This window comes from Nitratireductor rhodophyticola (genome assembly GCF_019891355.1).
In the GTDB taxonomy this organism is placed as follows: Bacteria; Pseudomonadota; Alphaproteobacteria; order Rhizobiales; family Rhizobiaceae; genus Nitratireductor; species Nitratireductor rhodophyticola.
Genome location: NZ_JAHSSF010000001.1, coordinates 704,737 through 719,419, shown reverse-complemented (window position 1 = coordinate 719,419; position 14,683 = coordinate 704,737). Strand labels below are relative to the sequence as shown.

16 protein-coding genes are annotated in these 14,683 nt (G+C 60.7%); 12 read left to right on the top strand and 4 right to left on the bottom strand.

Annotated elements, in window-relative coordinates:
* The first annotated feature begins 1 nt into the window (after nt 1).
* The 3 genes from clpA (at nt 2) to KUG85_RS03355 (ending at nt 3,668) form a co-directional block, all read left to right on the top strand.
* Entirely contained in the window at nt 2–2,461 is a 2,460-nt protein-coding gene (gene clpA, locus KUG85_RS03365; RefSeq protein ID WP_065817508.1) for an ATP-dependent Clp protease ATP-binding subunit ClpA, read from the top strand.
* Nucleotides 2,462–2,571: 110 nt separating this feature from the next.
* A complete protein-coding gene (locus KUG85_RS03360) occupies nt 2,572–3,321 on the top strand; it encodes an AzlC family ABC transporter permease (RefSeq protein WP_223004117.1) in 750 nt (249 codons plus the stop codon).
* A complete protein-coding gene (locus KUG85_RS03355) occupies nt 3,318–3,668 on the top strand; it encodes an AzlD domain-containing protein (RefSeq protein WP_065817506.1) in 351 nt (116 codons plus the stop codon). The genes KUG85_RS03360 and KUG85_RS03355 overlap by 4 nt, the downstream gene beginning before the upstream one ends.
* A 1-nt stretch (nt 3,669) precedes the next feature.
* On the opposite strand, the gene KUG85_RS03350 is transcribed toward KUG85_RS03355, so the two are convergent.
* A complete protein-coding gene (locus KUG85_RS03350; protein WP_065817505.1) occupies nt 3,670–4,095 on the bottom strand; it encodes an HIT family protein in 426 nt (141 codons plus the stop codon).
* A gap of 108 nt (nt 4,096–4,203) precedes the next feature.
* Between KUG85_RS03350 and KUG85_RS03345 the strand changes: the two genes are divergently transcribed.
* Entirely contained in the window at nt 4,204–4,533 is a 330-nt protein-coding gene (locus KUG85_RS03345; RefSeq protein ID WP_065817504.1) for a DMT family transporter, read from the top strand.
* 6 nt (nt 4,534–4,539) lie between these two features.
* On the opposite strand, the gene KUG85_RS03340 is transcribed toward KUG85_RS03345, so the two are convergent.
* From KUG85_RS03340 to KUG85_RS03330, 3 genes are all read right to left on the bottom strand, one after another.
* Nucleotides 4,540–5,712 carry a GNAT family N-acetyltransferase gene (locus tag KUG85_RS03340; RefSeq protein ID WP_065817503.1) on the bottom strand — a complete coding sequence of 391 codons (1,173 nt, stop codon included), beginning with the start codon at nt 5,710–5,712 and terminating at the stop codon, nt 4,540–4,542.
* A gap of 86 nt (nt 5,713–5,798) precedes the next feature.
* Complete coding sequence (locus tag KUG85_RS03335) at nt 5,799–6,509, bottom strand: glycerophosphodiester phosphodiesterase (protein ID WP_223004116.1); 711 nt, start codon at nt 6,507–6,509, stop codon at nt 5,799–5,801.
* Nucleotides 6,509–6,976, bottom strand: a complete 468-nt coding sequence (locus tag KUG85_RS03330) for a RidA family protein (protein WP_065817501.1) — start codon at nt 6,974–6,976, stop codon at nt 6,509–6,511. The genes KUG85_RS03335 and KUG85_RS03330 overlap by 1 nt, the downstream gene beginning before the upstream one ends.
* Before the next feature lie 232 nt (nt 6,977–7,208).
* On the opposite strand from KUG85_RS03330, the gene KUG85_RS03325 reads away from it, so the two are divergent.
* The 8 genes from KUG85_RS03325 to rseP all read left to right on the top strand — a co-directional run bounded on the left by KUG85_RS03325 (nt 7,209) and on the right by rseP (nt 14,485).
* Nucleotides 7,209–8,042: a cell envelope integrity EipB family protein gene (locus KUG85_RS03325; RefSeq protein ID WP_065817500.1), complete on the top strand. Its 834-nt coding sequence runs from the start codon at nt 7,209–7,211 to the stop codon at nt 8,040–8,042.
* Nucleotides 8,043–8,204: 162 nt separating this feature from the next.
* Nucleotides 8,205–8,999 carry a 30S ribosomal protein S2 gene (gene rpsB, locus KUG85_RS03320; RefSeq protein WP_065817499.1) on the top strand — a complete coding sequence of 265 codons (795 nt, stop codon included), beginning with the start codon at nt 8,205–8,207 and terminating at the stop codon, nt 8,997–8,999.
* A 103-nt stretch (nt 9,000–9,102) separates the two neighbouring features.
* Entirely contained in the window at nt 9,103–10,026 is a 924-nt protein-coding gene (gene tsf, locus KUG85_RS03315; RefSeq protein WP_223004115.1) for a translation elongation factor Ts, read from the top strand.
* A gap of 91 nt (nt 10,027–10,117) precedes the next feature.
* Nucleotides 10,118–10,864, top strand: coding sequence for a UMP kinase (gene pyrH, locus KUG85_RS03310; RefSeq protein WP_065817497.1), 747 nt, complete (start codon nt 10,118–10,120; stop codon nt 10,862–10,864).
* A gap of 12 nt (nt 10,865–10,876) precedes the next feature.
* The gene (frr, locus tag KUG85_RS03305) at nt 10,877–11,437 is read left to right on the top strand and encodes a ribosome recycling factor (RefSeq protein ID WP_065817755.1); all 561 of its coding nucleotides are present in this window, start codon (nt 10,877–10,879) and stop codon (nt 11,435–11,437) included.
* A gap of 170 nt (nt 11,438–11,607) precedes the next feature.
* A complete protein-coding gene (locus KUG85_RS03300; protein WP_407673646.1) occupies nt 11,608–12,297 on the top strand; it encodes an isoprenyl transferase in 690 nt (229 codons plus the stop codon).
* Nucleotides 12,294–13,151 (top strand): phosphatidate cytidylyltransferase, encoded by an 858-nt coding sequence (locus KUG85_RS03295; RefSeq protein WP_065817496.1) that lies wholly within the window; start codon nt 12,294–12,296, stop codon nt 13,149–13,151. The genes KUG85_RS03300 and KUG85_RS03295 overlap by 4 nt, the downstream gene beginning before the upstream one ends.
* Before the next feature lie 194 nt (nt 13,152–13,345).
* Nucleotides 13,346–14,485 carry an RIP metalloprotease RseP gene (gene rseP / locus KUG85_RS03290; protein WP_065817495.1) on the top strand — a complete coding sequence of 380 codons (1,140 nt, stop codon included), beginning with the start codon at nt 13,346–13,348 and terminating at the stop codon, nt 14,483–14,485.
* Nucleotides 14,486–14,683 lie beyond the last annotated feature (198 nt).

Below are 14,683 nucleotides of genomic sequence, written 5' to 3'. Positions count from 1 at the left end.
AATGCCGGCTTTTTCCCAAGGCTTGGAGCGGGCACTGCATCAGGCGCTCACCTTCGCCAATGAGCGCCACCATGAATATGCGACGCTCGAGCACCTGCTCCTGGCGCTGATCGACGATTCGGACGCTGCAGCCGTCATGCGGGCCTGCAATGTCGATCTCGATGCGCTCAAGGATACGGTGGTCAAATATATCGACGGCGAGCTCGATAACCTCGTCACGGGCTATGACGAGGATTCCAAGCCGACCGCAGGCTTCCAGCGCGTCATCCAGCGCGCTGTCATCCATGTGCAGTCGTCCGGGCGCGAAGAGGTGTCCGGGGCGAACGTGCTCGTGGCGATTTTCGCCGAGCGCGAAAGTCATGCGGCCTATTTCCTGCAGGAACAGCAGATGACCCGCTATGACGCGGTCAACTATATCAGTCATGGCATCGCCAAGCGGCCCGGCGGGTCGGAGGCAAGAACGCCCCGCGGTGCAGAAGACGACGACGCCGGCGCACCGGGTGCGGAGGCGGAAGAGGGCGGCAAGAAGAAACAGGCGCAGGATGCGCTCACCGCCTATTGCGTCAACCTCAATGAGAAGGCGCGGGCAGGCCGTATTGATCCTCTGATCGGGCGCGCGCCCGAGATCAACCGCACGATCCAGGTCCTGTGCCGCCGCTCCAAGAACAACCCGCTTTACGTGGGCGATCCCGGCGTCGGCAAGACGGCGATTGCCGAGGGGCTCGCCAAGCGCATCGTCGAGGGCGATGTGCCGGATGTTCTGGCGGACGCGACGATTTTCGCCCTCGATATGGGCACGCTTCTGGCCGGGACACGCTATCGTGGCGATTTCGAGGAACGCCTGAAGCAGGTTGTGAAGGAACTGGAGGATTATCCCGGCGCGGTTCTCTTTATCGACGAAATTCACACGGTCATCGGCGCAGGCGCAACGTCCGGCGGTGCAATGGATGCGTCCAATCTCCTGAAGCCTGCCTTATCGTCCGGTTCGATCCGCTGCATCGGCTCCACCACCTACAAGGAATTCCGGCAGTTTTTCGAAAAAGACCGTGCGCTGGTACGCCGCTTCCAGAAGATCGACGTCAGCGAGCCGACGGTTGAGGACGCCATCGAGATCATGAAGGGGCTAAAGCCCTATTTCGAGGATTTCCATAAGGTCCGCTACACAAATGAAGCCGTGAAGGCGGCGGTGGAACTCTCGGCGCGCTATATCAACGACCGCAAGCTGCCCGACAAGGCGATCGACGTGCTGGACGAAACCGGCGCCTCGCAAAAACTGCTGCCGGAATCGAAACGACGCAAGACGATCAACGTCAAGGAGATCGAGGCGACGATCGCCACCATGGCCCGCATCCCGCCGAAAACCGTTTCGGCCGATGACGAAAAGGTTCTGGCGACGCTCGAAGACGAGCTGAAGCGTGTCGTTTACGGGCAGGATGCAGCCATCACGGCGCTTTCTTCGGCGATCAAGCTGGCGCGTGCCGGCCTGCGGGAGCCTGAGAAACCGATTGGCTCCTATCTGTTCTCGGGCCCCACGGGTGTTGGCAAGACCGAGGTCGCCAAACAGCTCGCTGCATCGCTTGGTGTGGAACTCCTGCGCTTCGATATGTCGGAATACATGGAGCGCCACACGGTGTCGCGGCTGATCGGCGCTCCGCCCGGTTATGTCGGCTTCGACCAGGGTGGCCTGCTGACCGACGGTGTCGACCAGCATCCGCATTGCGTGCTGCTTCTCGACGAAATCGAGAAGGCGCATCCGGATCTGTTCAACATCCTGTTGCAGGTGATGGATCACGGCAAGCTCACGGACCACAACGGCAAGAGCATCGATTTCCGCAATGTGATCCTCATCATGACGACCAATGCGGGCGCATCCGATATGGCCAAGCCAGCCATCGGTTTCGGATCGTCGAAGCGTGAAGGTGACGATATGGAGGCGATCAACCGCCTCTTTACGCCGGAATTCCGCAACCGCCTGGACGCCGTTATTCCGTTTGGCGCTCTGCCGGTTCCGGTCATTCATCAGGTCGTGCAGAAGTTTGTCATGCAGCTCGAGGCACAGCTTGCCGAGCGCCGCGTCACTTTCGATCTCTCGGACGATGCCGTCGCCTGGCTGGCCGACAAGGGATATGACGAACGGATGGGCGCGCGTCCTCTTGGACGTGTCATTCAGGAGCATATCAAGAAGCCACTCGCAGACGAGGTGCTGTTCGGCCGGCTCAAGAAGGGCGGCACGGTCCGCGTAACCGTCGAGAAGGACGATACGGGCGAGAGCCGCCTGAAGCTTGACGCCGTGCCCGACGATGCGCCGATCAAGCCGCGCGACGAGGTTCCGGCCAGGAAGAAGGCGAAACCGGCCGCCAGGAAAACGCGCAAGCCCAAATCGGCTGCCAAACCGAAGGCGCAAAAGCCCAAGGGTCCATCCAAGCGCAGCCTCGTGCCGCAATTGCCGCGCAAGAGCTGATAGCCGGGGACGGTTTTCGAGTGGCCTAATTTCGAAGGCGTGGGTGTCCCAAGCACCCACGCCTTCGTCGTATCGCCCACCGCGCCGGGCTGTGCTAGGTCGTTGGAGCGATGAGTGAGAATGCGACAGCCGAATCGAGCAGCGAAGAAAGCCACTTTGCCTGGTATCTGCGGGGCGTGCGGCGCTGCTTCTCGATACCGGGTCTGGTGCTGGTAAGCGCGTTCATTGGGTTTGCCGGCCTTGCGCGAGAGGCCGGGCTTACGCTTCCCCAGACCGTTTTTATGACCGGCGTTGTCTGGGCCCTGCCTGCGCAGGTGGTATTGGTTGGCGCGGTTCTGGCGGGCAACAGTCTGATTGCCGCGGCCTTCGCCGTTGCCCTTTCATCAGTTCGTCTGGCGCCAATGGTTGTTGCCTTGACGCCGGAAATGCGTGCACCCCGAACCCGCAAATGGGTTCTCTACGTCCTTTCTCACTTCGTCGCGATCACCTCCTGGGTGCTTGCCATGGAAAGTTTCCAGCATGTACCGCGCCATCTGCGGACGGCGTACTACACCGGTATCGGGTCCACGCTCGTTCTGGTGAATATGGGCGTGGTCGCAACCGTCTTCCTGTTGGCTGAAAGCCTGCCGGTACAGGTGACGGCAGCGCTGTTCTTCCTGACGCCGATCTATTTTCTAACCTCGCTTTGGGGTTCGGCACGCGAACGGGCAGGGCATGTAGCAATGATCCTGGGGCTGGCAAGCGGGCCGGTGTTCCATATTGTCCTGCCAGGCTTCGACCTGCTCGCCGCCGGCGGCGTGGCGGGGGGCGCCGCCTATATCTGGCATCGCATGCGTGTGAAACGGGAGGTGGTCGGGTGAGTTTCGACGCGTTTGACGCCTGGTGGTGGCCCTATCTGTTCATCCTGCTTGCCGGCTGGCTGGCGACGGATTCGTGGCGCTATCTCGGCGTCTATCTTGGTGGCAAGATGTCTGAGGAGTCAGACATTCTGGTCTTTGTGCGCTGTGTTGCGACGGCGCTTGTGGCTGCCGTCATTGCCAATCTCATCGTTTTTCCCAGCGGCGCGCTTGCCGATTCCCCTCTTGTCCTGAGGGTGGGTGCGGCGATTGCAGGGTTCGCCGCCTATCTTCTCGCCCGCAAGCAAATTCTCGCGGGGATCGTCGTTGCCGAAACCGTTCTTTTGACCGGGCTTTACGTGATCGGTTGATCTAAAGCTGGGATCGGATTTTTTCAGCCTGTTCGGCAAGTACGGTCTGATCCGCCATCTCGCCGGTGTGGGGGCGCAGTGCAACGCCTTCAAAACGCGGGATGATGTGGACATGAAGATGAAACACGACCTGACCACCGGCCAGTTCATTGAACTGCTGGATGGTCACGCCATCTGCATCGAAGGCTGATTTTGCGGCGCGGGCAAGCTTCTGCACCGTGCGCATCACCGCCGCAAGGCTGTCTGCGTCGACATCGAGAATGTTGCGCGAGGGCTTTTTCGGTATCACGAGACAGTGGCCATCGCCGCGCGGCATGATGTCCATCAGTGCAAGGGTCTCGTCATCCTCATAGAGTTTGTGAGAGGGCAGTTCGCCGCGCAGAATTTTTGCGAAAACGTTGTCGTTGTCATAGGCGGCACTGGTCATGGGAACCTCTCGTCTCGGGCAATTGCCGCCGCATTTTTCTGCGCTAATGTCCGGGCCGTCAACTCCCGGTGTCGAGCGATTCGTCGCGTTATCCAGAAGGTTCAGACCGTGACCTATCTTTATTTGATCGTTGCCATTCTGTTCGAGGTGGTGGCGACGACGGCACTCAAGCAGACCGAGGGTTTCACGCGCCTCATGCCGTCGCTGGTCACGCTTATCGGCTATGCGGTTGCCTTCTTCTTCCTTTCGCTCACGCTGCGCACCATGTCGGTCGGCATCGTCTACGCGCTTTGGTCGGGTGCCGGTATCGTGTTCATCACCGCCATCGGCTGGCTCTGGTTTCAGCAGGCACTCGACGCTCCGGCGCTTCTGGGCGTGGGGCTCATCATCGCCGGTGTTCTGGTGATCAATCTCTTTTCGAAATCGGTCATGCACTGAAACCCGTCAGCCTTTGCGGAACGGTGTATGGGCCTCCAGCATGCGGCTGATTTCCGCCACGTCGCGGCGTTCCATTTCCAGATATTGCGCCACCGCACGCCGCAGGCCGGGGTGGGGAATGTAATGGGCTGAGCGGGTGGTAACGGGCTCATAACCGCGAGCGAGCTTGTGTTCGCCCTGCGCGCCGGCCTCCACGCGCGTCAGTCCGCGCGCAATGGCAAACTCGATTGCCTGATGGTAGCAGACCTCGAAATGCAGGAAGGGGTGATGTTCGACGCAGCCCCAGTTTCGGCCGAACAACGTGTCTGAGCCAATGAAATTGATCGCACCGGCAATGTAGCGGCCATTCCTGCGGGCCATGACGAGCAGGATGTCGTCGGCCATCCGCTCGCCAATCAGGGAGAAGAACCGGCGGTTGAGATAGGGCCGTCCCCATTTGCGGCTGCCGGTGTCGGCGTAGAAGCTGAAGAAGTCGTCCCAGACGGATTCTGTAAGGTCCGGTCCCGTCAGCCAGTCGATTTCGATACCGTTTTCGAGCGCGGTACGACGCTCCTTCTTCAGCGCCTTGCGCTTGCGTGAAGCGAGCGTGGCAAGAAAGTCGTCGTAGCGGCCATAGTCACGATTGAAAAAATGAAACTGCTGGTCGGTGCGCATCAGAAACCCCGCGCGGTCCAGCGCGGCGATGTCGTCGTCTGTCGCGAAGGTGACATGCGCCGAGGAAACGCCCAGCCGGTCCGTCAGGGTCTTGATTCCTTCCGCCAGTGCCTCGCGCACGGCGCGGGGTGACGCTCCCTCGCGCACAAGGAGGCGCGGACCGCTCGCAGGCGTGAAGGGTATCGACACCTGCAGTTTTGGGTAATAGCGCCCGCCGGCACGCTCGAAGGCATCAGCCCAGCCATGATCGAAGACATATTCGCCCTGGCTGTGAGATTTGAGATAGCACGGCACCGCCCCCAGAAGCGTGCCGTCTGCCGCGCGCAGAAACAGATGCTGCCCAAGCCATCCGCTTTCGCGCACCGCGCATCCACTGTCTGCCAGACTCGACAGAAACGCGTATGAAACGAATGGGTTGTAGGGTGAACCCGTTCCGTCCCGACGCGCCCCGGAAAGAGCTGCCCAGTCAGCCTCCGGCAGATCGGCAAGTGACGGTGAAACCGTCAGGGTCACGTCGCCCGACATTGGCGTGTTGGTTTCTGTTGCGGTCATATAGCTTAACTAAGCGCCCGCCGGGTGCGGCTTCAAGAGGTTGCGAACGCTTGGCGCAGTCAGGGTGTGAAACCTTCGAACGTCATCTGGTCGGCATAAGCGAAGGTGCGCTTGACGGCCTCGCGGTCCCGCACCGTCCATGTGATGACAGGCATGGAAAGGCGTTCGCGCACGAATGCGACAAACGGGTTCGGCAGCTCTTGGACCGCGTAGGAGACGAAAGAGATGTCATACGCCAGCATGGAAAAATGCGCTTCCATGGCCTCCGGCGAGGTGCCTTCGGCCGTCAGGCCGCACGGTAGTCCGGGTGCCAGTCGGGAAAACTGGCGCACCAGTCGATGCTCGAACGACATGAGTGCCACGGACCCCGAATACCCCTCAAGCGTCTCAGCGACACGGGCAACGAGCGCATCGTCATGGCCCTCGGAGCCCTTGAGCTCGATCACCAGCGGCACGCGGCCGGCCACCAGGTCCAGCATTTCCCGAAGGGGCGGCACATGAGCGGCGGTATTGCCGACCTTCAGCGCGCTCATTTCCGCCGCCGTCTTTCCGGCAATCGTCCCGTCCTGCCCCGTCAGACGGCGCAGTGCATGATCGTGAAAGACCATGGGCACCCCGTCGGATGACAGATGCACATCGCATTCGATGGAATAGCCGGCATCGGCCGCCGCCTCGAAAGCCGGGAGCGTGTTCTCCCAGCGCGTGTTGTTCATGTCGTGAAGACCGCGATGCGCGATGGGTCGTGCCGCCAGCCAGTCAAGATCGGGCATTACTCGGCAACCTCGATGATGGCATCGATCTCGACGGGTGCGTTCATCGGCAGCGATGCCATGCCGACGGCGGCGCGTGCATGGCGTCCGCGATCTCCAAGCGCCGCCACGAGGAAATCCGAAGCGCCGTTGGCGACCAGGTGCTGGTCGGTGAAGTCCGGCGTCGAGGCGACATAGACGGAGATGCGCACCACACGCTTGATCCGCTCCAGGTCGCCAAGGGCGGCACGCGCCTGCGCCAGCACATTGACGGTGCACCATTTGGCGGCGAGCTTGCCGGCTTCGGTTCCCAGTTCACGCCCCAGAAGGCCCATGGCCATCAGCTTGCCATCCTTGATGGGGAGCTGCCCGGAGGTCATCAGCAGCGAACCGGTCTGGACATAAGGCACATAGTTTGCAACCGGCGCTGCCGCTTCGGGCAGTTCGACACCCAGTTCCAGCAGTCTTTTCTCGATTTTACGTGCCATCTTGCTCTCCCGGCATTTCAAAGGATTCTTGACGCGGCAACGCCGCCGCGCAGGCGAAACTAAACGTCAGTTGCAACACTTTCGCAATCGAATCTGCGCTCAAGGGGGAATGTGCCGCAGCGGCAGAGGTTGCATATTTGCCTCGCTTCCGCCACGACTCTCGTTCAAACGGGAACCATCCAGACGGTCACGACACGCTGCGACCGTAAAAGCCGAATTCCGGAGGTCGTTCATGCGCTCATCGCGCCTATTTGCCTTGGCCCTGTTCTTCGTTCCGGTTGCCGGGCCGGGCGTTGCCCTTGCTGCACCAAAACTGCTGCCGCATCGGGCCGTTTACGACCTCTCTCTGGAACAGGCGAGTGACCGTTCCGGCATCAACGGCATTACCGGGCGCATGGTCTACGAGTTCGCCGGATCCTCCTGTGAGGGCTACACGACCACCTTCCGCTTCGTCATGCGGCTTGAAACGGACGAGGCATCGCGGCTTTCCGATCAGCAGACATCCACCTATGAGGACGGCAGCGGAAAGGTCTTCCAGTTCGTCAACAAGATGTATCTCGACAACGCGCTCGACCGGGAAGTGAAGGGTGTTGCCCGCCTCGGCGACGGCGAAACACTTGTGGAACTTTCCAAACCCGAACGTCGCAGCGAGACGCTTGAGAAGACGCAGTTCCCGGTTCAGCACATGAAAGAGGTGCTGGCAAAGGCCGAATCCGGCGGCGGGTTTTACCAGACCACGCTTTATGACAGCTCCGAGGATGCTGACCGCGTGATGATCACGTCCGTGACGATCGGCAGACCGAAACCCATGGGAGAGGGCGAAGCGGAACGTGCAGCCGCCGCGCCGCTTGGGACCCAGTCTTACTGGCCGGTGAGCATTGCCTATTTCGATCCGACACAGGAGCGCGGCGAGGCTTTGCCGGATTACGAGATCAGCTTCCTGTTGCATGAAAGCGGGGTCACCCGCAGCCTCGACATGAATTATGGCGAGTTCTCGATTCGCGGCCAGCTTGTCGATCTGACCATGTTCGATGAGACAAAAGAGGGGCGCGATTGCGCCGATTAGGCCCTTTCGCCGGCCAAACGCTTGCATTCTGCGCCATAAGCTTCTATATGCGCGCGCATTCCACACACGGATCTTGGTTCCGGTCGGGAGACATCCGGCCAGCGCCTCCGGTGGCGGTTTCCGCCTGACGGTCCGTGGAGGTTCAACCGGAAAGGATAACGAATGGCACTGCCCGATATCAGCATGCGCCAGCTTCTGGAAGCTGGTGTTCACTTTGGTCACCAGACCCATCGCTGGAACCCGAAGATGTCCAATTACATCTTTGGCGCCCGCAACAACGTTCACATCATCGACTTGAGCCAGACCGTGCCGCTGCTGCACCAGGCGCTGAAGGCCGTCTCCGACACCGTCGCCAAGGGCGGCCGCATACTGTTCGTCGGCACCAAGCGCCAGGCGTCCGAGATCGTTGCCGACTCCGCCAAGCGCTCGGCTCAGTATTATGTGAATGCGCGCTGGCTCGGCGGCATGCTGACCAACTGGAAGACGATCTCCAACTCGATCCAGCGTCTGCGCAAGCTCGACGAACTGCTCGCTGCCGATGCACAGGGCTTCACCAAGAAGGAGCGCCTGAACCTTGAGCGCGAGCGCGAGAAGCTCGACCGTGCCCTCGGTGGCATCCGCGACATGGGCTCCACGCCGGACCTGATGTTCGTGATCGACACCAACAAGGAAGCGATTGCCGTCCAGGAGGCCAAGCGCCTCGGCATTCCGGTTGTCGCCATTGTCGATTCGAACTGCGATCCGGACGTTGTCGACTACCCGATCCCGGGCAACGACGATGCCGCACGTGCACTCGCTCTTTACTGCGACCTCGTTGCCAAGGCGGCGATCGACGGCATTGAGCGCCAGCAGGGTGCTCTCGGCCTCGATATCGGCGAAGCAGTCGAGGCACCGGCAGAACCGGCTCTCGACGATGAAGCCGCAGCGCCGGCAGCGGAAGAAAACAAGGACGCCTGATAAGCGCCGTTCCGAAAATGCGGGGCTCGAGCCCCGCGGCGGCCGCGCGGCACACAGGAAGCTACGCGGCCGTTTTTGTTAGAAGATTTATGAAGAGGCGACGATGAGCATTACAGCAGCAATGGTCAAGGAACTGCGCGAGAAGAGCGGCGCAGGCATGATGGACTGCAAGACGGCCCTGACCGAGAACAATGGCGACATGGAAGCAGCCATGGACTGGCTGCGCAAGAAGGGCATCGCCAAGGCCGACAAGAAGGCCGGCCGCACGGCTGCCGAAGGCTTGATCGGTGTTGCATCCGACGCCAACAGCGCCGTTGTCGTAGAGGTCAATTCCGAGACCGACTTCGTTGCCCGCAACGACGCCTTTCAGGCACTGGTCAGCAACATTGCGACCGTTGCGCTCGGCACCGACGGTTCCATCGACGCTGTCTCGTCCGCGACTTATCCCGCGACCGGCAAATCCGTTGCCGACACGGTGAAGGACGCCATCGGCACGATCGGTGAAAACATGACGCTGCGCCGCTCGGCGAAGCTTTCGGTGGAGAACGGTGCGGTCGCAAGCTACGTCCACAACGCCGTGACCGACGGTCTTGGCAAGCTTGGCGTGCTGGTGGCAATCGAGACGACCGGCAATGCCGACGCTGCCCGCGCCTTCGGCCGTCAGGTCGCCATGCATGTGGCAGCAACCAACCCGCTGGCTCTGACCGAGGCTGATGTCGACCCTGCGGCCGTTGCCCGCGAGAAGGACATCTTCTCCGACCAGGCGCGCCAGTCGGGCAAGCCGGAAAACATCATCGAGAAGATGGTTGAAGGTCGTCTGCGCAAGTTCTTCGAGGAGGTTGTCCTCCTGAAGCAGGCTTTCGTGATGAACCCGGACCTGACGGTCGAGAAGGCGCTGGCCGAGGCCGAGAAGGAAATCGGCGCTCCGGCAAAGATCGTCGGCTTTGTCCGTTTCGCACTCGGCGAGGGTGTTGAGCGCGAAGAGACTGACTTCGCGGCTGAAGTGGCTGCTGCCGCAAAGTCGTAAGACGGGCGAATAACTGTTTGAAGACAAAGGGCGCCGCGTGACAACGCGGCGCCCTTCGTGTAACGCAGGGTCAAATTTGGAGACTTTGAAGATGACCGAGAAACGCTATCGGCGCGTTGTCCTGAAGGCATCCGGCGAAGCCCTTATGGGCGAGCAGGGGTTCGGCATCGATGTTTCGGTCGTCGACCGCATCGCCCGCGACATTCTGGAAGCGCGCAGGATTGGCGTCGAGGTCGGCGTGGTTATCGGCGGCGGCAATATTTTTCGCGGCGTTGCCGTGGCCTCCAAGGGCGGCGACCGGGTGACCGGGGACCACATGGGCATGCTTGCAACCGTCATCAATTCACTGGCGCTGCGCACCTCGCTGGTGAAGATGGGGGTTGATGCGGTGGTGATGTCGGCCATCGCCATGCCGGAGCTTTGCGAAAGCTTTTCCCAGCGCCAGGCTACGAGCTATATGAATGCCGGCAAGGTGGTGATTTTCGCTGGCGGCACCGGCAATCCGTTCTTCACCACCGATTCGGCGGCGGCACTAAGGGCTGCCGAGATCGGCGCCGATGCGCTTTTCAAGGGAACACAGGTCGACGGCGTCTATTCCGCCGATCCGCGCAAGGATCCGGATGCGACGCGCTACGAGCGCCTGAGCCACGCGCAGGTGATCCGCGATGGGCTGGCCATCATGGATACTGCCGCGATTGCTCTTGCGCGTGAGAACCACATTCCGATAATCGTTTTCTCGATTCACGAAGAGGGCGGATTTAACGCCATCTTGAAAGGCGGCGGGCATTGCACCATCGTGTCCGATGACGCCGAACCAGAACAGCGTGCCGGTGCGTAAGGAGATTTAATGATGGCCGACGGCGTTGATTTTAAAGACCTCAAGCGGCGTATGGACGGGGCGACGAGCGCTTTCCAGCATGATCTTGCTTCGCTGAGAACGGGCCGTGCTTCGGCCAACCTTCTGGATCCGGTTCAGGTGGAAGCCTATGGCGCGGCAATGCCGATCAACCAGGTGGCGACGGTTTCCGTGCCGGAGCCGCGCATGATCTCCGTTGCGGTCTGGGACCAGAGCATGGTCAACGCAGTGGACAAGGCGATCCGCGAATCGAATCTCGGTTTCAATCCGATCGTCGATGGCTCGACCCTGCGTATTCCCTTGCCGGAGCTCAATGAGGAGCGGCGCAAGGAACTGGTGAAGATCGCGCATCAGTATGCCGAGAATGCCAAGGTTGCAGCGCGCCATGTGCGTCGCGACGGCATGGAACACCTCAAAAAGGCCGAAAAGGATGGCGACATAAGCCAGGACGAACTACACACGCAGTCCGACCAGGTTCAGAAGATGACGGATGAGACGATTTCGGCCATCGACAAGCTTCTGGTCGCCAAGGAAGCCGAAATCATGCAGGTCTAGATCGTCGTGCGTCCATCCGGACGAACAAAGGACGATCTAAACCATTGATGGAGCATCGGAATAGTCCGAAAACCGGATTCCGCTTTAAGGTCCGATGCTCCAGCCACCGGGGCGATGCTCAAGAGGTGAGGGGAGACTGCCAGTTGAAGCCGGCGCATGTAGCCATCATCATGGACGGAAACGGTCGCTGGGCCGAAGCGCGGGGTCTGCCGCGCCGGGCCGGGCACCGTGCCGGCGTGGAGGCGCTGCGCAATGCCGTGCGTTCGGCTGGCGAACTGGGCATCAACTGGCTCACCGTCTACGCCTTTTCGTCTGAAAACTGGTCGCGGCCGCGATCCGAGGTCAACGACCTCATGGGGCTTTTGCGGCTTTTCATCCGGCGCGACCTGGCCGAACTGCATCAGAATGGCGTTCGCGTCCGCATCATCGGTGACCGCGAAAACCTGGAAAACGACATCAGGTCGCTATTGCTCGAGGCCGAGAACCTGACGGCGGAAAACATCAGCATGAACCTGGTGATCGCCTTCAACTACGGCGCGCGCGACGAGATACTGAGGGCGGCGAAGGCGCTGATGCACGACGTGCAGTCCGGTAGAATCGGAGCCGACGCAATCGATCTCGATATGTTCGGCGGCTACCTCGATACGGCTGGCATCCCCGATCCCGATTTGATCATCCGCACGAGCGGCGAGCAGCGCCTGTCGAACTTCCTGCTCTGGCAAGCGGCCTATGCCGAGTTCGTTTTCCTGCCGTGCCACTGGCCGGATTTCGGCCGCGCCGATCTGGAAACGGCCATCGCCACCTTCAATGCCCGCGAGCGCCGCTTCGGCGGCGTCGGAGCGCGCGAAGCCGTCCTATGAGCGGGCGTGGGGAGGAGGGGGCGCCGGCGCCCCGCCCAAAGCGCAGCAATCTGCAATTGCGGATCATCTCGGCGATTGTTCTGGGTTTCGCCGTTCTCTTGATCACCTATCTTGGCGGGTTGCCGTTTCGTTTGATGTCTGCGGCCATGGCCGGCGCGATTTTCTATGAATGGTGCGCCATGCGCCCCGGTCCCGGCGTGCATACGGCTATTGCCGGTGCGCTCCTGGCCGGGGTCATGCTTGTGATGATTCTCGGCCAGCCCGCGACGATCCTGTTTCTTGTCCTTGCTGCCGCACTTCTCGTGCTTGCCCTGCATGGCTGGATGTCGGGTTCCGGGCTGGGAACGGCTGCAGGTCTCGCCTATGCGGCCGCCCCCGCACTGGCGCTCGTGCATTTGCGCGCCGATGACCAGTCGGGACTGTTTGCGATTCTGTTTCTGTTCGCTGTCGTATGGACCACCGATGTCATGGCCTACTTCACCGGACGCACTCTCGGTGGAGCCAAACTCGCGCCTTCCATTTCCCCCGGAAAGACGTGGAGCGGCGCTGTCGGCGGCACGGTTTTCGCCGTTCTAGCCGGAGCCGCCTTCGCGTTTCATGAGAGTGCAGTCCACGGCGTGTTGCTGATTGCCCTGATCGCGCTCGTGCTCGCCGTGATTTCTCAGATCGGCGATCTTTTCGAATCGGCCCTGAAGCGGCGCAGCGGGGTGAAGGATTCCAGCAATCTCATCCCCGGTCATGGCGGCGTTATGGATCGCGTGGACGGGCTGATGGCGGCTGCACTCGCCCTCTATCTGCTGGCTGCTCTTTTTGGCGGGGCGGAATCTCCGGCTCACGCCCTTTTCAACTTTTGAGGAAACCGTAACCATTTGCCTTGGATCGGCCGCGATGGCATGGAGTGTGGGGAAGTCGGGATTCGGGAGGCTCCTCTGCGGCGCGCGACCGTGTTAACCGGCAACTTATTGGAACAATGCAGCGGACCTTCTGAAAGTCGTAAGGATCTTCCAGATTGAAGCGCTGAAGCACACCGTGATCGAATGAGAAAGACGTGATCGATTTTCTTACCTCCATCTTCAGCACGAACGGCCTGCTGGTCGGGACGATCATCCCGTTCCTGTTCGTTCTGACCGTGGTCGTCTTCGTTCATGAAATGGGACACTATCTCGTCGGTCGCTGGTGCGGCATTGGCGTGAAGGCGTTTTCGATCGGTTTCGGGCCAGAGCTTTTCGGTTTCAACGACCGGCACGGTACGCGCTGGAAACTGTCGGCCATACCGCTTGGCGGATATGTGAAGTTCACCGGCGACATGTCGGTCACCAGCACGCCCGACCCCGAATCAACCGGGCATTTGTCGCCGGAAGAGCTGCGGGTCGCCTTCCACACCCAGCCGGTCTGGAAGCGCGCGGCAACCGTGTTTGCCGGTCCGTTCTTCAATTTTCTTCTGACCATTGCCGTGTTCGCGGTCATGTTTGCGGGTTTCGGCCGGTATGTCATGGAGCCGATGGTCGCCGAAGTGCGTCCGGACACTCCCGCTGCCGTTGCCGGGTTCCAGCCGGGGGACCGGTTTGTTTCGGTCGACGGAAGCCAGGTTCGCACCTTCGGCGATGTCCAGCGCATCGTTTCTGGCCGCGCGGGCGACGAACTGACCTTCGTCGTCCGCCGGGGCGATGAGGAGCTGACCCTGACGGCGACGCCGGATCTCCTCGAACAGAAGGATGCCCTTGGAAACACGGTGAAGATCGGCATTATCGGCGTCGTTAACGATCAGGAGACGGGACAGCCGCGCCTGATCGAATTCGGGCCGGTCGAGGCGCTTGGCGAGGCGGTGCGTGAAACCGGCTATGTGATTTACCGCACCGGCCAGTTTCTCAAGCGTTTCGTGGCCGGCCGGGAAGACCGCTGCCAGCTCGGCGGCCCGGTCAAGATTGCAGACATGGCCGGAAAGGCCGCGCAACTCGGGTTCGAATGGCTGGTGCAACTTGTTGCATTATTGTCAGTCGGGATAGGCGTTCTTAATCTTTTGCCCATTCCCCCCCTTGATGGCGGGCATCTGGTGTTCTACGCCATAGAAGCCGTGATGCGCCGTCCCGTGTCCGAGAGGGTCATGGACGCGGTTTACCGTGTTGGTCTGTTCGCCGTTCTCGCATTCATGGGGTTTGTTTTTTGGAACGACCTGTTTGGGTGCTAGGGAGGCTCGGGAAGGCAAAATGTGTAAAAATTGAGACGATATTTACCATGGCTTCGATTTTGGCGTGATGCGAATGCCACTAAGCGGTGGTTCGTAAACGCAAATTAACCAGAAGGCTTGCGTGTAGGGAAAATCTGGCTATTAGGTTAGCTGCTTTGCAAGATTGTTCCTATTTCTCGCTGCGGGGACAAAGAGAAT